The organism is Aliiroseovarius sp. M344 (assembly GCF_025140835.1).
Classification (GTDB): domain Bacteria; phylum Pseudomonadota; class Alphaproteobacteria; order Rhodobacterales; family Rhodobacteraceae; genus Aliiroseovarius.
On record NZ_CP081153.1, the window covers coordinates 1,080,712 to 1,102,094 of the forward strand.

At 56.3% G+C, this 21,383-nt stretch carries 19 protein-coding genes and 1 pseudogene; 12 read left to right on the top strand and 8 right to left on the bottom strand.

The window, feature by feature from the left end; translation table 11 throughout:
• Positions 1-60 precede the first annotated feature (60 nt).
• Positions 61-1,899 carry a BCCT family transporter gene (locus K3556_RS05235; protein ID WP_260518676.1) on the top strand — a complete coding sequence of 613 codons (1,839 nt, stop codon included), beginning with the start codon at positions 61-63 and terminating at the stop codon, positions 1,897-1,899.
• 158 nt (positions 1,900-2,057) lie between these two features.
• Here K3556_RS05235 and K3556_RS05240 read toward each other — a convergent pair whose 3' ends face one another.
• From K3556_RS05240 to K3556_RS05260, 5 genes are all read right to left on the bottom strand, one after another.
• On the bottom strand, positions 2,058-2,786 hold the full coding sequence (locus K3556_RS05240) for an amino acid ABC transporter ATP-binding protein (RefSeq protein WP_312847281.1): 729 nt from the start codon (positions 2,784-2,786) through the stop codon (positions 2,058-2,060).
• Positions 2,786-3,616 (bottom strand): amino acid ABC transporter permease, encoded by an 831-nt coding sequence (locus K3556_RS05245; protein ID WP_260518677.1) that lies wholly within the window; start codon positions 3,614-3,616, stop codon positions 2,786-2,788. Before K3556_RS05245 ends, K3556_RS05240 begins: the two co-directional genes overlap by 1 nt.
• 10 nt (positions 3,617-3,626) lie before the next feature.
• Positions 3,627-4,448 (bottom strand): ABC transporter substrate-binding protein, encoded by an 822-nt coding sequence (locus K3556_RS05250; RefSeq protein WP_260518678.1) that lies wholly within the window; start codon positions 4,446-4,448, stop codon positions 3,627-3,629.
• 151 nt (positions 4,449-4,599) lie between these two features.
• Positions 4,600-5,895 (bottom strand): HlyD family type I secretion periplasmic adaptor subunit, encoded by a 1,296-nt coding sequence (locus K3556_RS05255; protein WP_260518679.1) that lies wholly within the window; start codon positions 5,893-5,895, stop codon positions 4,600-4,602.
• Positions 5,885-7,624 carry a type I secretion system permease/ATPase gene (locus K3556_RS05260; RefSeq protein ID WP_260518680.1) on the bottom strand — a complete coding sequence of 580 codons (1,740 nt, stop codon included), beginning with the start codon at positions 7,622-7,624 and terminating at the stop codon, positions 5,885-5,887. Before K3556_RS05260 ends, K3556_RS05255 begins: the two co-directional genes overlap by 11 nt.
• A 524-nt stretch (positions 7,625-8,148) precedes the next feature.
• Between K3556_RS05260 and K3556_RS05265 the strand changes: the two genes are divergently transcribed.
• From K3556_RS05265 to K3556_RS05315, 11 genes and pseudogenes are all read left to right on the top strand, one after another.
• Entirely contained in the window at positions 8,149-8,910 is a 762-nt protein-coding gene (locus K3556_RS05265) for a metallophosphoesterase family protein (protein ID WP_260518681.1), read from the top strand.
• A 255-nt stretch (positions 8,911-9,165) separates the two neighbouring features.
• Positions 9,166-10,374 carry an aminopeptidase P family protein gene (locus K3556_RS05270; protein WP_260518682.1) on the top strand — a complete coding sequence of 403 codons (1,209 nt, stop codon included), beginning with the start codon at positions 9,166-9,168 and terminating at the stop codon, positions 10,372-10,374.
• Between the two features lie 181 nt (positions 10,375-10,555).
• Positions 10,556-11,656 carry an ABC transporter ATP-binding protein gene (locus tag K3556_RS05275; protein ID WP_260518683.1) on the top strand — a complete coding sequence of 367 codons (1,101 nt, stop codon included), beginning with the start codon at positions 10,556-10,558 and terminating at the stop codon, positions 11,654-11,656.
• Between the two features lie 117 nt (positions 11,657-11,773).
• Positions 11,774-12,880, top strand: a complete 1,107-nt coding sequence (locus tag K3556_RS05280) for an extracellular solute-binding protein (RefSeq protein ID WP_260518684.1) — start codon at positions 11,774-11,776, stop codon at positions 12,878-12,880.
• 120 nt (positions 12,881-13,000) lie between these two features.
• On the top strand, positions 13,001-14,275 hold the full coding sequence (locus tag K3556_RS05285) for an ABC transporter permease (protein WP_260518685.1): 1,275 nt from the start codon (positions 13,001-13,003) through the stop codon (positions 14,273-14,275).
• A gap of 14 nt (positions 14,276-14,289) precedes the next feature.
• Positions 14,290-15,135: pseudogene (locus K3556_RS05290) on the top strand (ABC transporter permease); the annotation flags it as partial.
• A 234-nt stretch (positions 15,136-15,369) separates the two neighbouring features.
• Complete coding sequence (locus K3556_RS05295) at positions 15,370-15,999, top strand: ATP-dependent Clp protease proteolytic subunit (protein ID WP_260518687.1); 630 nt, start codon at positions 15,370-15,372, stop codon at positions 15,997-15,999.
• Between the two features lie 163 nt (positions 16,000-16,162).
• Entirely contained in the window at positions 16,163-17,431 is a 1,269-nt protein-coding gene (gene clpX, locus K3556_RS05300) for an ATP-dependent Clp protease ATP-binding subunit ClpX (RefSeq protein ID WP_260518688.1), read from the top strand.
• Between the two features lie 189 nt (positions 17,432-17,620).
• Positions 17,621-17,995 carry an NADH:ubiquinone oxidoreductase subunit NDUFA12 gene (locus K3556_RS05305; RefSeq protein ID WP_260518689.1) on the top strand — a complete coding sequence of 125 codons (375 nt, stop codon included), beginning with the start codon at positions 17,621-17,623 and terminating at the stop codon, positions 17,993-17,995.
• Between the two features lie 46 nt (positions 17,996-18,041).
• Positions 18,042-18,497, top strand: coding sequence for an outer membrane lipid asymmetry maintenance protein MlaD (gene mlaD, locus K3556_RS05310; protein WP_260518690.1), 456 nt, complete (start codon positions 18,042-18,044; stop codon positions 18,495-18,497).
• Positions 18,498-18,511: 14 nt separating this feature from the next.
• The gene (locus tag K3556_RS05315; protein ID WP_260519175.1) at positions 18,512-18,856 is read left to right on the top strand and encodes a DUF2155 domain-containing protein; all 345 of its coding nucleotides are present in this window, start codon (positions 18,512-18,514) and stop codon (positions 18,854-18,856) included.
• Here the strand turns inward: K3556_RS05315 and aat are convergent.
• The 3 genes from aat to accB form a co-directional block, all read right to left on the bottom strand.
• A complete protein-coding gene (gene aat / locus K3556_RS05320) occupies positions 18,820-19,416 on the bottom strand; it encodes a leucyl/phenylalanyl-tRNA--protein transferase (RefSeq protein ID WP_260519176.1) in 597 nt (198 codons plus the stop codon). The genes K3556_RS05315 and aat overlap by 37 nt on opposite strands.
• 67 nt (positions 19,417-19,483) lie before the next feature.
• Complete coding sequence (accC, locus tag K3556_RS05325) at positions 19,484-20,836, bottom strand: acetyl-CoA carboxylase biotin carboxylase subunit (RefSeq protein WP_260518691.1); 1,353 nt, start codon at positions 20,834-20,836, stop codon at positions 19,484-19,486.
• A gap of 10 nt (positions 20,837-20,846) precedes the next feature.
• Positions 20,847-21,347, bottom strand: coding sequence for an acetyl-CoA carboxylase biotin carboxyl carrier protein (gene accB, locus K3556_RS05330; protein ID WP_260518692.1), 501 nt, complete (start codon positions 21,345-21,347; stop codon positions 20,847-20,849).
• Between the last annotated feature and the right edge of the window lie 36 nt (positions 21,348-21,383).

Here is a 21,383-nt window from a genome sequence, read left to right on the forward strand (position 1 = left end):
GGGACCGCCATCGGAAAAAATAACCCGGCATAGCAACTCGTGCGAATAGGGAGAAAACGCATGTCTTTAAAACAACCATTCACCGACTTGGAAGTCCGAAGGGCGGCTAGTGGGTTTTACGAGGGGCATAGCGTCGAAATCGCGCTGCTCAGTAAAGCCATTATGGTCGGCCTCGTGATCTGGGCCTTGGTATTTCCCGCCAACGCTAATGGCGTTCTTGGCAGCCTCAACTGGAAACTCCTTGAGGGTTTCAATTCATTTTACATTGTCATTGTTGGACTGTTCTCGTTCTTCTTGTTGATTGTGGCGTTGATACCCCAAACAGGACGCAGAATAATGGGACGTGAGGGTGAAGCGCCCGAGTTCTCCAACTTTTCTTGGTTTTCCATGATGTTTGGCGCTGGTCTGGGCGTGGGGCTTATGGTTTTTGCAACCGCTGAACCGTTGGGTCTGTGGGGATCAAACCCCGTTGTATTGGCGGGCGATGTTCAACCTAACACAGAAGAAGCCGTTCAATCAGGCTTCCGCTATACTTTCCTGCACTACGGCTTCCACGCTTGGGCAATCTATGTCGCTACCGGTCTTTCGCTGGCGTATTACGCCTATACGCGTGATATGCCACTGACGATCCGCTCTGCGCTGACGCCGTTGTTTGGCAAGTTCATGAACGGAATCCTCGGACATATCGTGGACGTGCTTGGCGTTGTGGCAACCATCCTTGGTGTGTCGGTCACTATCGGCTTTGGTGTCTCGCAATTCATTGATGGCCTGTATGCAATTACCGGCGCCGAATGGATGATGGACATGACCGGCGATGCGCCTGCACCTGGCACAGTCGGCTTGGTAACCGGCCTGGCTGTTATCATGGGTCTGTCCATCGTATCAGCGGTTTCGGGCGTTGGTCGCGGGGTTAAGTACCTGTCGAACTTGAACCTGGTCCTGTCGATCATCCTGCTGATGACCTTCGTCATCTTTGGATCGTTCTTCTTTGCAATGACAACCTATGCGACTGCATTTGCAGACTACATCTTGCACTATGCGTCGCTGAGCTTTGGTGCTTTTGGCCCGCAATCAACAGTCGATTTTGCAGCGGCTCTGCCAGAAGAAGCCGCACCGTTTGCCGACGCATTACGTGGTGGTGCGACCAATGCCTGGGGATCCTTCGCAGGGTTCAAGTCAGGTTTGGAAGGTGAGGCAGCCGCGCTGTCCGATGAGGTTCTTACAGCTGCCTACGCGGCTGGTGAGCCCGGCCGTCAGTTCGGTTGGCAAGCAGGTTGGACCACATTCTACTGGGCATGGTGGATCGCGTTCTCGCCCTTTGTCGGATTGTTCCTAGCACGTATCTCGCGCGGTCGTTCGGTTCGCGAGTTCATCGTGGGCTGTGTGTTCGCCCCGGCGCTTGTCTGCTTTGCGTGGATGACTGTTCTGGGTGGTACTGCAATCGATATGGAACTGAGCGGAGCCGCGGAAGGCGCCATCATCGGCGCTTCGAACACGGCGAAGCTGTTTGTGACCTTGCAACAGATCATCTCGGGCCCGCTTCTGTCGGGGATTACCGTGATGTGTGTGGTCTTGATCATGACATTCCTGGTGACGTCAGCAGACTCGGGCATCCTCGTGATGAACACGATCATGTCTGGCGGTGATCAGGAGGTCGGCAACAAACATAAGATCGTTTGGGGTGTCATCTTGACCCTTGTGATCGGGACGTTGCTGATCGCAGGCAAGAACAACGGCGGCTCGGACCCGATGGAGGCGCTTAAGAGCGCGATGATTATCGGGGCCTTACCATTCACGATGGTGATGGGCCTGATGTGCGTCGCACTTACCAAAGCGTTGTATCGCGATGGCTTGCGCGACAAGCACTCAGCAGCCGAACAAGCATCAGCGGCTGAATAATCCGCTGAGGTCAAGCCAGGCAGCTCTTCGGGGCTGCCTGGTTTTCTATTTCTAAAGCTGCGTTGTTGGCGCAGAAGCGCACGGCTCAGACGACGACAGGCCGTGTCACCAACCTGTTTCAAGATCGATGCAAGTTCGGACGGCGTCAAAGGATGCCGCTACAGCACCGAGGACAGAAACTCTTGGGCGCGTTTCGTTTTCGGTGCGTTGAAAATCTGATCCGGCGGGCCGGTTTCGATTATTTTACCACCGTCCAGCACACAGACCCGATCGGCCGCCTCTTTTGCAAAGCCCATTTCATGTGTGGCGAGGATCATGGTCATTTTCTGGGCTTTCAGCGTCAGCAGTGTTTCCAAGACCTCGCTGACCAGTTCCGGGTCAAGGGCCGAGGTGACTTCGTCAAACAGCATGATATCCGGTCGCATTGCCAATGCGCGAACGATCGCGACCCGTTGCTGTTGCCCGCCCGACAACTGATCAGGATAGGCGTTCATCCGGTTTTTCAGGTTAAAGCGCTCAAACAGTTGGGTAACGTCCGGCAGCAATTCTTTCTTCGATTTCTTGAATACGCGGGATGGCGCCAGCAGCACATTTTCAACCGCCGTCATATGTGGGAACAGATTGAAGCTTTGAAAGACCAATCCAATTTTTCGGCGGATGGGTTGCGGTGCCACATCGGGCAACGAGATGTCGTGGCCGTCAAACCAAATCTCGCCTTCATCAATGGGTTCCAGCAGATTGATCGTGCGCAACAGGGTCGATTTGCCGGACCCGGACGCACCGATCAGGCAAACCATTTCGCCTTGGTCGACGTCTAGATCAATGCCGCGTAGCACCTCGGTCTGGCCGAAGGACTTGGTGACATTGGACAGCCTGAGAATAGACATCAACTGCGCGCCTTGTTTTGTTTTGCGATCAGGTAATCAGCAAAGCGAGTGACAGGAATTGTTACTGCAAGAAAGATGATCGCGGCGCCAACATATGGCGTGAAATTGGCCAGCAGAGACTTGTGCACACCGGCTTGGCGCAGCAGCTCTACCGGGCCAATAAAGGACAACAAAGCCACGTCTTTTTGCAGTGCGACCAGCATGTTCATATTGGCAGGCACGACCCGGCGGATCGCTTGCGGCAGGACGACATAGCGCATGATGTCGAAATGCGACAGGCCCAGCGACTTGGCAGCAGCCCGTTGGCTTTCGTGGACGCTTTCGATGCCAGCCCGGAAGATCTCGGCCACATAGGCGGAATAGGTCAGGATCAGCGCAAGAGAACCCCAGATATACGGGCTGTTCCACGGGCGTTGCAGGCCAAGGCCGGGGACGCCAAAGCCGATCAGGAACACGATCAGAATAACCGGCACGCCGCGAAAGATGTCAGTGTAAAGGACACCAAACACCCGTAGCGGAAACAGCGCAGGCGCGCGGGCATCGCGACACAGTGCGATAAACAGACCAAGGAAAGCGATCGCAGGGGTGCACCACAGAAAGATAGCGACATCCCAGCGAAACGCAGACAGCAAAGAAGGGAAAGTCTTTGCCAGAATCTCCCAGTCAAAAAAGCTGCTGCGTACCCGGTCCCACCCGGGTGTCATCGGCAAAAGGACGACGATAAGCCCGACCACGAAGACCGTGCTTAGCGTCGCCACCGTGACCGACTTGCGTCGTGCTTTTTGCTCATAGATTTGGCGGGCCGAAAGGCCCGCACTTTGCTTTTGCATGAGGTGGTCGTTACTTGATCAAGGGAACGCCAGTGGTTTCCTGCAACCACTCAGCCTCGATGGCGGCAAGGGTGCCGTCGCTAGTCATCGCGGCCAAAGCCTCGTTTACGCAGGCTTTCAGTTCACTGCCTTCTTCCATCAGGATACCGAACTGGTCAGGGTTTTCGCTTCGGTCAGCTGCGAACTGGCCCAGCAATGCACCGTCATCCAGAACCACAGCGCTGAGATAAAGCGCGGTCGGCAGGTCGAACAAAGCCGCGTCGATCTGGTTGGCCTTCATCGCTTCGACAACGTTCACATTGTCATCATAGAGCAGCGGCGTGTCGGCCGGCGCTATCGCCGAACTCACGGTTTCCAGCGCTGTTGTGCCCGCCATGACGCCCCATTTCAGGCCCTTGAGCGAGTCGATTTCTGCCGTGGCGCCGCCTTCAATTGTTGGCTTGCGCACCAGAACTGCCATCGCAGCGGAATAGTAAGGGTCCGAGAAATCGACGACTTTTTCGCGATCTTCGGTGATCGAGAATTGTTGCAGGTTCACATCGAACTCTTTCGCGCCCGGTTGGATCGACTGGTCAAATGTCGCTCGCGTCCAAACGACGGCGTCTTTTTCAAAGCCCATGCGTTTTGCAACTTCATAGGCTACGGCGGCTTCGAAACCAGCTCCGCTTGCGGGGTCATCATCCATGACCCAGGGGTAGTACGCGGGGTTGCCGGTGGCGATGGTCAACACGTCCGGGGTCAGTGTCTTTCCATCAGCGCAATGGTTGTCGGCGAATGCAGATGTTGCGCCTAGCAGGCTGAACATCAGGGCAGTTGTGAAAATCGGTTTCATCAGAGTCTCCAATTGGATGGCGACTATGACTTTAGGGCGCGCCGATCTTCACTGTCCAGATCAACCTGAAAATTGATCCCTCCGCCCCGACATTTTCAGACAAAGGTTGTGTGGTCCCATGCCAGACCATCCATTTTGGTGCCATGCGGGATCATTCTTCGCGGAACGCCAGATCAAGATAGTCGGTGAAAGGTTTCAAAATATAAGAGGCAGGGCTTTGCGCGCCGGTCTGGATGAAGGCTTCGACCGGCATGCCCGGAATGATTTCTTGGTCCCCCAATAGCGCGTAGGCTGAAGGGTCGATTGCGACTTCGCCTGCGAAATAGCGTTGGCCGGTTTGCTCGTCGAGCATTGCATCGGCCGAGATCAAGCTGACCTGACCCGACACTTCAGGTGTCGTGCGTGCATTGAAGGCGGGAAACTTCAAAACAGCGTCTTGCCCAATGGTGACGCGGTCGATTTCAGCTGGCGCCAACTGGACAGACACGATCAGAGCACTTTTGTCCGGCACGATTGCGGCCACCTCGCCACCGGCCGGGACGACCGAACCGACGGTGAAAATATTCATACCATAGACAACACCATCCACAGGGGCTTTCAGGTTCAGTCGGGACAATCGCGTCTCAACAGCCCGCAGTTTTTCCTGCAATTCAGCCTCACGGGGTTGCAGGTTGCGAATTTCCTCCTGCGCGCTTTCCTGTCGCTCAGAACGGGCCTGCAGGCGCTCGATCTCGTACCCAGCAATGGCGTTACGAGTTGCCGCGATTTGCGCCTCGGTCTCGCCGGTTCGACCATTGATCTGGGCGATCTGTTGTTGAAGCTCCACAACTTGCGACCGCTCGGTCAGGTTTCTGGCCAGCAGATCCTGAAAGGTCTCAAGGTTGGTGTACAGCAACTCAGCTTGCGTCTGGTTCGCGGCCAGTTGCTTTCCCAAGCCGACAATCGATGCTTCGGACTGAGCACGCCGTTCCCGCAACTGATCGTCCGTCTGGCTGAGTGTTGTGCGCCGCGTGTCGAACAGCGTTTGTTGGGTGTCGAGGATACGTTGCAGGTCGGGTTTGCCCTCGGTGGCCGCAACGAGTGCGGTGCGGAAAGCGATCTGTTCCGCTTCAACAGCTTCGGCGGACAGGCGATCGATATTTGCCTGAACTTCAAACAGCGCGCGGCTTAGGATGTTTTGTTCAGACTGCAACTCAGCATCGTCCAGCATGATAATCGGGTCGCCCGCTTTGATCGTGTCCCCGTTGCGCACCAATATCTCGGCGACGACACCGCCGTCGGGGTGCTGAACCACCTGTTTTCGTTGATCCACTTCGATGAAGCCTGATGCCACGACAGCGGCACTGATTGTCGAGTAGGTCCCCCAAGCGATCAGCCCGCCAAAGCCTATAACCAATGCCCAAATGCCCTGAGCCACATATTTTTTCGAGTTCCAGTCACCTGACATTTTCAAGCCTCCGACTTTGTTGTGCCGACACCAGCGCCGGGCTTGGTCTGACGAACTTTTCCAGAACGTCCTGGCGTGGCCCAAAGGCCCGCATCTTTCCGTTGTCGATCAACAGGACACGCTCGCATTGCGCCAAGGCAGACGGTCGGTGCGAGATAATGAGAACCGCCTGACCAGCATCCTTGGCGTCCGATATGGCCTTGTTGAGCGAGCGGACCCCACTGTCATCAAGGCTGGAATTCGGCTCGTCCAGGATCAACACGGCTGGGTTGCCGAACAAGGCACGCGCAAGTCCAATGCGCTGGCGCTGTCCCCCAGACAGACGACTGCCGCCATCGGTGATAACAGTGTCATAGCCATTTGGAAGGCCAAGGATAAGGTCATGGGCACCAGCGGCGCGGGCTGCTTCAACGATCTTTTCAGGATCCGCGTCGGGACCAAACCGCGCAACATTCTGGGCGATGGTTCCGGGAAATAAGACTACGTCTTGTGGCAGATACCCCAACAAAAGCCCCAAGCGGTCCGGCGCATATTGATGAAGCTCTGCGCCGCCCAGACGAATTTCGCCAGTGCGCGGTGGCCACACCCCAGTCAGCGCTTTGGCCAGTGTGGATTTCCCTGCTGCACTTGGCCCGATGACGGCCACGGCTTCGCCCGGTTGTATGTCGAAACTGACGCCCATCAAAAGTGGCTTCGCAGCCCCAACGGGGGCAACAGACAGTCCGGCGACCTGCATCCGGCTTTCAGGTGCAGGCAGTGCCATGACCTCCTGCTTGGGTGGGGTTGCCGACAACATCGCTTGAAGCGATCGCCAACCTTGCACGGCGGCTTGGAAAACGGCCCATTGCGCGACCGATTGCTCCACCGGAGCAAGGGCGCGACCAAGTAGAATGGAGCCCGCGATCATCGCGCCGGGGGTCAACTCTCCGCGCAGCACCAGCCATGCCCCCAAAGCCAGAATGCCCGATTGAAGCAACAAGCGGAACGCCTTCGTGGTGGCGGCCAACCGTCCGCGCTTGTCGGCGGCAAAGATGCGGCTGGTCAGGGCTTGGCGGCGTACATCGCTCCAGCCGTCCGTCAAAGGCTCTTTCATGCCAAGCGCTTGGACTGTCTCGATCGACCTACGCATGTTTTCTGTGCGGCCTTCAGCTTGGGCGGCCAGTTGACCCGCCTCCAGTTGGGCTGCGCCGGTGACGCGCTGGTTGGCGAAGGCCAGAACGAACAGGATGAAGCCACCAGCAAGCGCGAACCAACCCATCATCGGGTGAAATACGAACAGCAGGGCAAGGAATGCAGGTGCCCACGGCAAGTCGATCAGGGCGGTCAGGGCTGGCGAGGCCAGAAGTGATTGGATGCTGGTCAGATCGCGTAAGCCCGTGGCAGGCCGTGACCGTTGGTCTGCATTTTCGGCCTGTCGCAGCACCGCGTCAAAGACACGACGGTCAAGCGCGGATTGAAATCCGGCACCAATCCGCGCCAAAACGCGCCCGCGCACATGGTCCAAAAAACCCATCAGTGTGTATAGAAAAACCACTAGGCCAAACAGTGCCACCAGTGTTGCAGAGGATCGGCTGGACAACACGCGGTCATAGACCTGCAACATGAACAATGGCCCGGTCAGCATCAAAAGATTGACCGCCGCGCTGAACACGACGACCCCGATAAGCTCATATCGGAACCCCGCCAAGGTACGGCTGAGTTCGCGGGATTGTTTTCTTGGATCGGTCATGTCCGCTCCGTTCTCTGAAAGTTGGCAGCAGGTGCGCCCGGTCGGGCGGACGGCAGGTTATCGGCTCAACGCTACAATGCGTCGTACTGGAAGTTGGTATTTGGTCACCGTGAGTGGTCAGCGGCCTAAGAACGATGAGAACGGCGTTTTCGGTAGCCCTCATCGCTTGTCAGCAGGCCTTCGGCGGTCACGCGCCTGTTTTGTGCGAAGACTTCGGCAAGCTTGCGCCCACGGGCTTAGCCGCGCTTTGCCAGCCAGCGAATCCGCCGAGTGCAGCGCCCGAAATTGGCACGAAAGCGCCCATTGCGGATGTTGGAAGAGGCATAGAGAATCAGCATGAGGTCGTGAGTCGCCAACAAAAAGCTCTTGGTGTGCCAAAAGCAGGGATGCTTCCGCGAACTCTTGCCCGGCCTTTCCCTTTTGGGCGCTGGTCTTTGCAACCGGGACTGTCCTATGTTTGCTACATAGGGCAAGTTGCGTGACGGGCGCGCGACGCTTGGACCTTTGAAGGGGCAATCAAAACCATGCGTTGGATAAAGCGGCTGACCCGACCCGACCCGAACAGGGCTGCAGACAGCTTCGGTGCTCCTGTCCAGCCAGACGTGCCGTTTTGCGTGGTCGCCGACATTCATGGCCGAATGGACCTGCTGTCCGCCGCGCTTGACCGTGCCGCAGCACAGTGGCCGCACCTGCCAATGGTTTTCGTTGGCGATTATATTGACCGCGGTCCGGACAGCGCTTCGGTGCTGCGCCACTTGTTTGAATTGCAAACCTCCAATCCCGACCGGTTCATATGCCTTGCCGGAAACCACGAAGATTTCCTGTTGGGCTTTCTGGACGACCCGCAGCGTTATCATCGACTTTGGCTCAGGAACGGTGGGGACGCGACCCTTCAAAGCTTCGGGATTTCAGGTCCGCTTGATGGGCTCTCGGCGGGCGCGGTTGACTTGCTCGGCGATCAGTTGCGGCAGGCGATGGGCGCAGAGTTGGTAACTTGGGTGCGTCAGTTGCCGACAACTTATCGTGCGGGCAATGTTTGGGTAACGCATGCCGGTGGCGATCCGACTGTTGACATGGACCGGCAGGACCGCAATGCGCTGCTTTGGGGGCACCCGGATTTTCGCAAGCTGGCGCGAACAGATGATCAGTGGGTCGTTCATGGACACACGATCGTGCCAGAAGTTCTGATACGTGACGGGCGGATATCGATCGACACCGGCGCATACCGAACCGGACAGCTGAGTGTGGTTCGCATTGCGGACGGGGAAATCGACATCCTGCCCTAACCACAAAAAGGCGCGCGGCGATCTTTTCTGAACGGGGTCAGGTCGCACCGCGCTTGGGGCCTTCGATCGACATAACAATTGACAGGTTTGGGCCTGTGCGCCAATGATCGCGCCATCCGCAGCGATGGCGTCGCTGCCCGGCGCATTGGCTTCCCAACTGCGTACGGTCCGGAGATCAACTGCCTTGCACGCCGGGGAGTTTGGTTGGCCGGGCGCAATATGTTTTCCCGGCCTCGGAAATCGGAGACTGAAAACATGTCACGCACCCAATTTTTTGTTTGTGAGAACGGTGAAAAAGCCGCTCTTCCCTTTTCGAACGCGGAATATGAACGGCGCCTGGCGACATTGCGCGGGATCATGGTGGATCGCGGCGTTGAGGCCGTTCTGTTCACCTCGATGCACAATATCGCGTATTATTCCGGGTTTCTTTACTGTTCCTTTGGCCGTCCTTATGGATGTGTTGTGACCGCAGATCGCTGCACCACAGTGTCGGCAAATATTGATGCGGGACAGCCATGGCGCCGTTGTTACGGCGACAACGTCATCTATACGGATTGGGAGCGCAACAACTATTGGCGCGCGGTGAAAGAGCTGGTTGGTGGGGCCACGTCCGTCGGCATCGAAAATGACCACATGACCATGGCGCAACGCGCGCTGGCAGATGACTTCCTGCCCAACGCAACCTTTGCCGACATTGCGCCTGACACGATGCAGGCGCGAATGGTGAAGTCGGTCGAAGAAGTTGCCCTGATCCGGGAAGGCGCGCGCATAGCTGATCACGGCGGCGCTGCGATCCGCGATGCGATCCGTGTCGGTGCGCGCGAGATTGACATCGCGATGGCTGGCCGTGACGCAATGGAAGAAGAAATTGCCCGCGCGCATCCCAACAGTGAAATTCGCGACAGCTGGGTGTGGTTCCAATCCGGCATCAATACCGATGGGGCACACAATCCAGTCACCACTCGCAAGCTACAAAAAGGGGATATCTTGTCGCTGAACACGTTTCCGATGATCTCTGGCTACTACACGGCTTTGGAGCGCACGTTGTTCATTGGCGAGCCAGACAAAGAAAGCCTGCGGATTTGGGAAGCAAATGTCGCGGCGCATGAGCTGGGGATATCGCTGATTAAACCGGGCGCAACCTGTTCTGGCATCACTGCCGAGATCAACAGGTTCTTCGAAAGCGAGGGGCTTTTGCAGTACCGCTCGTTTGGATATGGCCATTCCTTCGGCGTGCTGTCCCATTACTATGGTCGCGAAGCTGGGCTGGAGTTGCGTGAAGACATCGACACGGTTTTAGAGCCAGGCATGGTCGTTTCAATGGAGCCGATGTTGTTCTTGCCAGATGGGACGCCCGGGGCAGGGGGCTATCGCGAACATGATATTCTTGTATTAGGCGAAACCGGTGCCGAGAATATCACTCGCTTTCCTTATGGGCCCGGGCACAACATCGTATCCGCATGACGCGAAATTCGCACAAAGCGTCGGCTTCGAACCGTGCTCACGTAATAATAAAATAGAAGCTGAGGTTGTTGCGGAAGAAAATTTCGCAACAATCCTCGGGTTTTCGGTTGAAATTCGGGTTCAGTTGGTGTTGGCTTATGTCTAACAAACGAAAAAGAAAAACATAGACCAGGGGGGTCACTTGGCTGATGCAGCTTCCAACGACGGTTTCGTCGTTTTTGATCGTGTCCAGAAAAGCTATGATGGGGAAACGCTGGTCGTAAAAGACCTGAACCTATCCGTTGCAAAGGGCGAATTCCTTACGATGCTTGGGCCGTCAGGGTCTGGCAAAACAACATGTCTGATGATGCTGGCCGGCTTTGAGACCGCGACGCACGGTGACATCCGGCTTGGCGGCAAGCCGATCAACAACATCCCTCCCCACAAACGTGGCATTGGGATGGTTTTCCAGAACTACGCACTTTTCCCTCATATGACGATTGCTGAAAACCTGTCCTTCCCGTTGGAAGTGCGGAAGATTGGCAAGTCTGACCGTGAAGCGAAAGTGAAGCGCGCTTTGGACATGGTTGAGATGGGTGATTTTGGTGGGCGTCGCCCTGCCCAGTTGTCAGGTGGTCAGCAACAGCGTGTCGCCTTGGCGCGTGCGCTGGTGTTCGAGCCGGAGCTGGTGCTGATGGATGAGCCGCTGGGTGCGCTGGACAAACAACTGCGCGAAAAGATGCAGTTCGAAATCACCCATCTGGCGCATGAACTGGGTATCACCACTGTCTATGTGACCCACGACCAGACCGAAGCTCTGACCATGTCCGATAACGTGGCGGTATTTGACGATGGCCGCATTCAGCAACTCGCGCCGCCGGACCTTTTGTATGAAAAGCCCGAAAACAGCTTCGTTGCTCAGTTTATCGGTGAAAACAACACCTTGGAAGGTGTTGTGACCGAAATCAAAGGCGACACATGCATTGTGAAACTGGACGACGGAGAGGTGCTGGATGCCACACCGGTCAACGTCGACAAAGTTGGGGATCGGACCATCGTGTCGATCCGTCCCGAGCGTGTTGAGTATAACAAAGAACGTCTGAAAAAAGGGGCTCACACCCTGAAGGCAGAAGTGCTGGAATTCATCTATATGGGTGACATCTTCCGCACGCGGCTTCGGGTTGCTGGGAATGATGAGTTCATCATCAAAACCCGTAACGCACCGGACGTAGAGCGCCTGGAGCCTGGCCAGCAGATCGAGATCGGCTGGCTGCCATCGGACTGCCGCGCGCTGGATGCCTGATACTAATTGCTTCGGTGCCTTCCTATGAGGGCTCCGGGCATTTTAGCCAGGGGTTCGCCATGTACCCGTTCATGCGAACCCGACAAACCAAACGGGGATAACTAGGGAGAATAAAGTATGAAACTTGTGAAAACTCTTTTGGCCAGTTCGGCCCTGACTGCCACCGCTGGCGCGGTTTCGGCACAGGACATGGCCAACGAGATGACTCTCGTTTCTTGGGGTGGCGCATATCAAGCCAGCCAGGTCAAAGCTTATGTCGAGCCTTATCTGGAAATGCACCCTGAGGTAAAAGTCACTTGGGACGAAAGCTCGGGCGAGGCTGTGGCCAAACTGCGCGCGATGGCCGAAACCGGCAACGTGACCTGGGATCTTGTCGACGCAACCGCATCAGACTCGATGCGTATCTGTGACGAAGGTCTTGCTGTAGAGATCAACCACGACGAAGATCTGGCGGCTGCGCCGGATGGCACTTCGGCCTCTGAAGATTTTGGTGACCTTTTGGTCTCTGATTGCTTCGTTCCGCAGATCGTTTACTCGACAACCTTCGGTTACCGCACAGATATGGTTGGTGACGAAGCGCCGACGTCTGTCTGCGATATTTTCGATCTTGCCAAGTATCCTGGCAAACGCTCGCTGCAAAAACGCCCGATCGATAACATGGAGTGGGCGCTCTACTGTGATGGCGTTGCAAAAGATGCGATCTATGACGTTCTGGGCACCGACGAGGGTGTGAACCAGGCTCTGGCCAAGCTCGACACCATCAAAGATCAGGTTGTCTGGTGGACGGCTGGCGCAGAAACGCCGCAGTTGCTTGCTGATGGCGAAGTCGTCTTCGGTTCGACCTTTAACGGTCGTCTGTTCTCGGCGATTGCCGAGCAGAACCAGCCGATCAGCATGCTTTGGGACATGCAATCCTATGACCTTGACGGTTGGGTTGTTCCCGCCGGGCTGCCGGACGATCGTAAGGCACGTGTCATGGACTTCCTGAAGTTCGCGACTGACACACAGCGGTTGGCTGATCAGGCTAAGTTCATTTCGTATGGCCCGGCCCGTAAGTCTTCGGCACCGCTGGTTGGCAAGCACGCCGAGCTTGGTATCGACATGGCACCGCATATGCCGACCGATCCGGCAAACGCCACCAACCCACACGTTTATGACTACGAATGGTGGGCTGATAACCGTGACGATCTGAACGCCAAGTTCGAAGCTTGGCTGGCCAAATAATACTGGCTTTGGGGAGGGGCTGATTGGCCCCTCCCACCCAACATTTTTCGATTTTCCGCTATTTGTTTGTCAATTTGACCGCTTCGAAACCAAAAATAAGCTAACGCTGACAGGGAAGATATGAGCGATATGACCAATACGAGCGGCCCCGTTCTGGCCGCAGATGGAACACCGCTAAAACGCAGTTTGGCGAAAGCTCTCAGGCGGCAGAAAATGCGTGCGCTTATGCTGATCTCGCCGTTGCTGTTGTTCATCCTGGTCAGCTTCATCTTACCGATTGCGGACATGCTGTATCGTTCAGTAGAGAATAAGATCGTCGTTCAGACTTTGCCCCAGTCCGTACAGGCCGTGGCAACCTGGGACGCCAATTCTGGCGAGCTGCCAGACGAAGCGGTGTTCGCAGCGATGGCAGCCGATCTGAAAGAAGCTGCCAAAGCGAAGACCCACACAAAGGTCGGCACCCGCCTGAACTATGAAAATCCCGGCATGTCGTCGATCTTCCGCAAAACGGGTCGCAAAGCGTCGAAATTTGACCTTGAGGCTGGTGGCCCGTGGAAAGAAGCCCTGATCGACATTGAAGATGGTTGGGCAGATCCGGACGTCTGGCGCACCATCCAAACTTATTCGCCGCCAGTAACGGCTGGGTATTTCCTTAACGCTATCGACAGGCGTGTCGGACCGGATGGCGCTGAAATGCGTCCGGAGAGCGAGCGAATTTATATGAATCTGCTCAAGCGGACGCTATGGATGTCGCTTCTGATTACCTTCTCCTGCATCGTTTTGGCCTATCCAGTGGCTTGGCTTTTGGCGAATTTGCCAACCCGTCAGGCAAATCTTTTGATGATTTTGGTGCTGTTGCCGTTCTGGACGTCACTTCTGGTTCGGACCTCGGCATGGAAAATCCTGCTGCAGCAACAAGGCGTGATCAACGATATCCTAGTCTGGATCGGGCTTGTGGATGACGGTGCACGACTTGTGATCATCAACAACCAGTTTGGTACGATCGTGGCGATGACCCACATTCTGCTGCCGTTTATGATCCTGCCGATGTATTCGGTGATGCAAACCATCCCGCCCACCTATCTGCGCGCGGCAAAAAGCCTTGGCGCAACGGATTGGACGGCGTTCTGGAGGGTCTACTTCCCGCAGACCATTCCGGGCATCGGCGCGGGATCGATCCTCGTGTTCATCCTCGCCATTGGCTACTACATCACGCCTGCTCTTGTCGGCGGCACCAAAGGGACCTTCATCTCGAACCAGATCGCGTTCCACATCTCGACATCGCTCAACTGGGGTCTTGCCTCAGCGCTGGGTGCCATCCTTCTGGCGGTCGTTCTGGTCCTGTATTGGGCATATGACAAGATCGTCGGCATTGACAACGTGAAGCTGGGGTAACGGATATGAGCAAACTTCCTCCATATGCAACGACCGGCCAGCGCGTTTGGCACTATGCCTTTCTGGTGATCTGCGGGCTGATCTTCTTCTTCTTGGTCGCGCCGATTGCCGTGGTGATCCCGTTGAGCTTCAACTCGCAGGACTTCTTCACCTTTACCAAAGAGATGCTGAGTTTTGATCCCGCCGGGTATTCGCTGAAGCACTATCGCGATTTCTTCTCGAACCCGGATTGGCAGAGCGCCATGTGGAACTCGATCAAAATTGCGCCAGTGGCCACGATTGTTTCGGTGTCTCTTGGGACATTGGCGGCCATTGGACTAAGTCAGCCGCATGTGCCAGCCCGCCGGGCCATCATGGCGATCCTGATTTCGCCTATGATCGTTCCGCTGATTATTTCGGCGGCCGGCATGTATTTCTTCTATTCGAAGATCAACCTTGCTGGCACCTACTGGGGCGTGGTTCTGGCCCATGCGGCGCTGGGCATTCCCTTCGTCATCATCACTGTGACGGCGACGCTGGTCGGGTTTGATCGGTCCTTGACCCGCGCTGCAGCGAATATGGGGGCCGACCCGGTCACCACGTTCTTCCGTGTGCAGATGCCGTTGATCTTACCGGGTGTAATTTCCGGCGCGTTGTTCGCTTTCATCACCTCATTCGACGAGGTTGTGGTGGTGATCTTCGTAGGCTCGGCCAAGCAGCAAACCCTGCCGTGGCAGATGTTTATTGGCTTGCGCGAGCAGATCAGCCCCACAATTCTGGCGGTCGCGACGATCCTGGTCGCCGTATCGATTGTGTTGCTGACGGTGGTGGAGCTTCTGCGCCGTCGCTCGGAGCGTCTGCGCGGGATGAGCCCGGGCTGACCCTTTCAACCAAAGACAGCAAACGGCGTCCTTTTGGGCGCCGTTTTTTTTGCTACTCCGATGGGGTCGTCTTGCAGGGTTTTATTAACCAATTTCGGGCATCTCTGACTTGAATGTGCCGAAGCAGGTCAGGCAGGTTGCCCCCCCCCCCTTGCAGCCCCTTTCCACCGGCACTAACATCTTGCGTCAGGTGCCGGGCGGATGGCTCTGGCGTGAACAAGAAAGCAGGCTGAAATGCACGACCCACACGAAATCTATAACAATACCCTTGTGCCCATGGTGGTTGAACAGACATCGCGCGGCGAACGGGCCTACGACATCTTTTCGCGCCTGTTGAAAGAGCGGATTATTTTCGTGAATGGCGCCGTCCATGATGGCATGTCCAGCCTGATCGTGGCGCAACTTCTGCACCTTGAAGCGGAAAACCCGAAAAAAGAGATCTCGATGTATATCAACTCGCCGGGCGGTGTTGTGACCTCGGGCCTGTCGATTTACGACACGATGCAATACATCAAGCCCGCCGTGTCCACATTGGTGATTGGTCAGGCCGCGTCGATGGGATCGGTTCTGTCGGTGGCTGGCGAAAAGGGCATGCGATTCTCGCTGCCACATTCGCGCATCATGGTGCACCAACCGTCGGGCGGGTTTCAGGGTCAGGCCACGGATATCATGATCCATGCCGCAGAAACCCAGAAGGTCAAAGACACGCTGAACCAGATCTATGTCAAACACACTGGCAATGCGTTGAAAGACGTTGAAAAAGCGTTGGAGCGCGACAATTTCATGTCACCGCAAGAGGCCAAAGACTGGGGCCATATCGACGAGATTGTGGAAAGCCGAGCCAAAGGCGATGACGAAGAATAAAGGCATAGCCCGGCGTATGTCGGGCAATGCCACACTGGGCAGGCCACTCTGAAAAACCGGATTGTGCCTGCCCGGTCACTGCCCTAGACTTGCGATCACGGTATTATTTACGGCTCGAACAGGCACAAACCGGATCCAAACGCGGACCCAATAGGACTTTATGATGGCGAACAATTCCACCGGCGACAGCAAGAACACCCTCTATTGTTCGTTTTGCGGCAAAAGTCAGCATGAAGTGCGCAAGCTGATCGCTGGACCGACCGTGTTCATCTGCGACGAGTGTGTCGAGCTGTGCATGGATATTATTCGCGAAGAAACAAAGACATCCGGGTTAAAAGCCGCCGATGGCGTGCCGACCCCGATCGAGATTTGCGACGTGTTGGATGACTATGTCATTGGGCAGGCCCACGCCAAACGCGTGCTGTCAGTCGCGGTCCACAATCACTACAAGCGTCTGAACCACGCGGCTGCCGCCGGTGACGAGATTGAGCTGGCCAAATCTAACATCATGTTGATCGGCCCGACAGGCTGCGGTAAGACGCTTCTGGCGCAGACACTCGCCCGCATTCTGGATGTGCCGTTCACCATGGCGGATGCGACGACGCTGACCGAAGCTGGTTATGTCGGCGAAGACGTCGAAAACATCATCCTGAAATTGCTGCAAGCATCCGAATACAATGTCGAACGCGCACAGCGCGGCATCGTTTATATCGACGAAGTCGACAAGATCACCCGCAAGTCGGACAATCCGTCGATCACCCGCGATGTGTCCGGCGAGGGTGTGCAGCAGGCGCTTTTGAAGATTATGGAAGGCACCGTTGCCTCTGTGCCGCCGCAAGGCGGGCGCAAACATCCGCAGCAGGAATTTCTGCAAGTGGACACCACGAACATTCTGTTCATCTGTGGTGGGGCCTTTGCAGGGCTCGACAAGATTATTGCACAACGCGGTAAAGGCTCGGCAATGGGCTTTGGCGCGGACGTTCGCAGAAGCGACGACCGGGGTGTGGGTGAACTGTTCCAAGAACTGGAGCCGGAAGATCTGCTGAAATTCGGCCTGATCCCGGAATTTGTTGGCCGTCTGCCCGTAATTGCAACATTAGAAGATTTGGACGCGGAAGCTCTGGTGACCATCCTGACCAAGCCCAAGAACGCATTGGTAAAGCAATACCAACGCCTGTTTGAGCTGGAAGATGCGCAACTGACGTTTACGGAAGACGCGTTGAAAGCGATCGCCAAACGCGCCATCGAGCGCAAGACAGGTGCAAGGGGATTGCGGTCGATCATGGAAGACATCCTGCTCGACACCATGTTCGACTTGCCTGGGCTTGAGAACGTAGATGAAGTTGTGGTGAATGAGGAGGCTGTCAATTCGGACGCCAAACCGCTGATCATCTATGGCGAAGGCGTAAAAGAAGAGGTCAGCGCAAGCTGAACCACTTGCTGGGTTGACTTTCTGAACTTGAAATCAAGCCACCGCCCCCCGCGGTGGCTTTTTCTATAGGCGGTCCATCCGTGCATCTCGAAGCCGGAAATCGCTCAAAGGCGGCGCAAAAAGTCGCAAAGCACTGGACCTTCCGGGTTGCTTGCGCCATATCAAGTGAGAGAAAAACCGGAGATTGACATGCGTTTCATCTTGTCCCTGCTGACTTGGTATCACCGCGAAACCATTGGCACCCGTCTGTTCACATGGCGCAAAGGTGTGAAAGTGGGCGAGGATGAACAAGGCAATGTCTTTTACCGCAACCGCGATGACAGCCGCCGCTGGGTGATCTTTAATGGCGAACCCGAGGCAAGTCGCGTTAGCCCGGACTGGCACGGCTGGCTGCACCGCACGTTTGACAACAGCCCGGCTGAAGCACCGCTGACCCACAAGACATGGGAAAAGCCGCATCAGGACAACATGACCGGCACAGCGATGGCCTATGCGCCCGCAGGCTCATTGCGTCAGGCAGATCCTGCCGACCGTCGCGATTATGAAGCCTGGAAGCCGGAATAACCGGCAAACGTATTCAACACGTATTCCCTGATTGAGAGGGGCAGGTATGAGCGATAGCCACACAACAGAAGTCATTACTGGCAGCGTGGTTTTGGCCGCAGCAGTCGGCTTTTTCCTGTATGCAGGCCAGATTGTTGGCCTGTCAGGCGGCGGCGACAGCCACAGCTACAGCGCGTCCTTCCGCACTGCAGACGGGATCTCGGTCGGCACCGATGTACGTCTTGGCGGCGTGAAGGTCGGCACCGTGACCGGGATCGACCTGAACCCGGAAACCTACCGCGCCGAGACAGCGTTTACCGTAAAGTCGGACGTGGCTTTACCTGACGATACAGCGATCATCATTTCGTCCGAAGGCCTGCTGGGCGGTTCCTATGTCGAACTTCTTCCGGGCGGATCACCGTTTAATCTTGAGCCAGGTGCCGAGATCGAAGACACCCAAGGCTCGGTCAGCCTTGTCCAGCTTCTTATGAAGTTTGTCGCTGGCAGCGAGGATGCTAAGTGATCTTTCGCGCAGTAATGACAGCCGTTGTGTTGACCGCAGCGGCACTGCCTGCATGGGCGCAGACGGGCAAAGCAACCGGTGCGATGCTGCGGGGGCTGGACAAAGTGTCCGGCACGCCCACCGACTTTTCGATGAAGGTCGGAGATACGGTTGAGCTTGGAAAACTACGCGTCACATTGGGTGAATGCAGGTATCCGACCGATAACCCTTCGGGCGATGCCTATGCGTGGCTGGTGGTTCGCGACGGGAACGATGACGAGACGACATTTGAAGGCTGGATGATCGCTTCCTCGCCGGCCCTGAATGCGCTTGATCACCAGCGCTATGACGTCTGGGTCCTGCGCTGCACAACAGACTGAGCATCTGGCAGGGCGCGCGATCTGATATCCGCAACGCCTGCGGAAAGGGCATTCTCCAGCATATCGTGATACGCCTTTCGGGGGATTTCAATCGCGCCCAAACTGGCCAGATGTGGTGTTAGAAACTGCGTATCAAACAACGTGAAACCCGTAATTGTCAGATGCCGGACCAAATAAGCGAGTCCTATTTTTGACGCATCGCGGCGGCGCGAAAACATGCTTTCCCCAAAAAAGGCGCGTCCTAAAGTGACGCCATAGACTCCGCCAATAAGGTTGTTTCCCTCCCAAAGTTCCAGCGAATGCGCGTGGCCCATTTTGTACAGGTCTTTGTATAGGTCGAAGATTGTGGCGTTGATCCACGTTTCTTCCCGTTCGGCGCAGGCCGTTACGGTCCCCTCAAAATCGCGGTTCAGCGTGACCAGAAACGGTTCGCTGCGGATGGTGCGGGCCAGCCTACGCGAGATGTGGAAATCCGTTAGAGGAAAGATACCGCGCGCTTCCGGGTCCACCCAGAACACGCGCGGGTCGTCACGCCTTTCGGCCATCGGGAAAACCCCCATAGCGTAGGCGCGCAACAGAAGATCAGGGCTGAGCGGCGGCGGATCTTTGGGCGGGGCCAACGGCCCCTCAGCCCAAGTTCTTGGCCAGCCAGCGTTCCAGCCAGTGGATGTTGTAATTGCCAGTCTGGATGTCTTCTTCAGCCAGCAAACTATGGAACAGCGGCACGGTCGTATCGATCCCATCGACGATCAGTTCGCTTAACGCACGGTTCAACCGGGCCAAAGCTTCCGGCCGGTCGCGGCCGTGCACAATCAGCTTGCCGATCAGGCTGTCGTAATAGGGTGGGATCGAATAGCCATCGTAAAGCGCGCTGTCCATGCGGACACCCAACCCACCGGGCGCATGATACTGGGTGATTTTTCCGGGGCAGGGGGCGAAGTTGGGTAGGCGTTCGGCATTGATACGGATCTCGATCGCGTGGCCGTTCAGTACAAGATCATCCTGACCAAAGGACAGAGGCATGCCTTCTGCGACGCGGATTTGCTCGCGCACCAGATCCACCCCGAAAATCGCTTCTGTGACAGGGTGTTCAACCTGCAAACGGGTGTTCATTTCAATGAAATAGAACTCGCCATCTTCATACAGAAACTCGATCGTGCCAGCACCCCGATACCCCATTTCCGCAATCGCCTTGGCACAGATGCCGCCGATATGCGCGCGTTCTTGGGGTGTGATGCTGGGGCCGGGGGCCTCTTCAAACACTTTCTGATGGCGGCGCTGCAGCGAGCAGTCGCGCTCTGCCAGATGCACGCCACCGCCTTGGCCGTCCCCAAAGACCTGCACTTCGATGTGGCGGGGTGTCTGGAGGTATTTCTCCATATACACTTCGCTGTTCCCAAAGGCAGCTTTTGACTCGGATCTTGCGGTCGAAAATGCGGTGTCGAGATCGGCAGCGGTTTCGGCCACCTTCATCCCACGGCCACCACCGCCGGCGGTCGCTTTGATGATCACCGGATAGCCCATGTCAGCGGCCACTTTGCGCGCTGTCTCAAGATCAGGCACCCCACCATCCGAACCGGGAACAACGGGTATGCCCAGCTTGATCGCGGTTTCCTTGGCGGTGATCTTGTCACCCATCATGCGGATATGCTCCGCTGACGGGCCGATAAACGTGATCTCGTGATCTTCCAGCACTTGCACGAATTGTTCGTTCTCGGACAGGAAGCCATAACCCGGATGCACAGCTTGCGCGCCGGTGATTTCGCAAGCTGCGATGATCGCAGGAATGGAAAGATAGCTGTCGGTGCTGGACGGCGGGCCGATACAGACACTTTCATCCGCCATACGCACATGCATTGCGTCGACATCAGCGGTCGAATGAACCGCAACGGTTTTGATCCCCATCTCGCGCGCGCCGCGGATGACGCGCAAGGCAATCTCTCCGCGGTTGGCGATCAGGATTTTGTCGAATTGGGCCATGTGATGTCCCTTATTCGATGATCATCAGGGGTGCACCAAATTCCACCGGGGCACCGTCTTCGACCAGAATGCGCTTCACTGTGCCAGCCTTCGGCGCAGGGATTTGGTTCATGGTCTTCATTGCTTCAACGATTAACAAGGTCTGACCCTCTTTGACCTTGTCGCCAATGTTGACGAAAGCCGGTGTGCCCGGTTCTGCCTGAAGATAGACCGTGCCCACCATGGGTGAAGGAACCGCGCCGGGGTGGCTGGCAGGATCTTCGGACCCTCGGGCAGGCGCGCTTGTTTCAGAGGCAGTAGCGCCGGCGGGGGCAGCGGCTGCTGCCGGCGCATAACCGGCAGTTGGCGCAGCCATATGCACCACTTCCTTGGCCTTGCTGACGCGGACATTCAGGCTGTCATTTTCGCCATAGTCGCGCATGACCTCGACTTCGGTCAGATCGTTTTCCTGCAAAATTTTTGCCAGTGCCTCGATGAAGGACACGTCATTTTCATGAAGTTTTTTCGTCATGGGTCCTCACCCTAGTTTGCTTGCCCATTGTTCGCG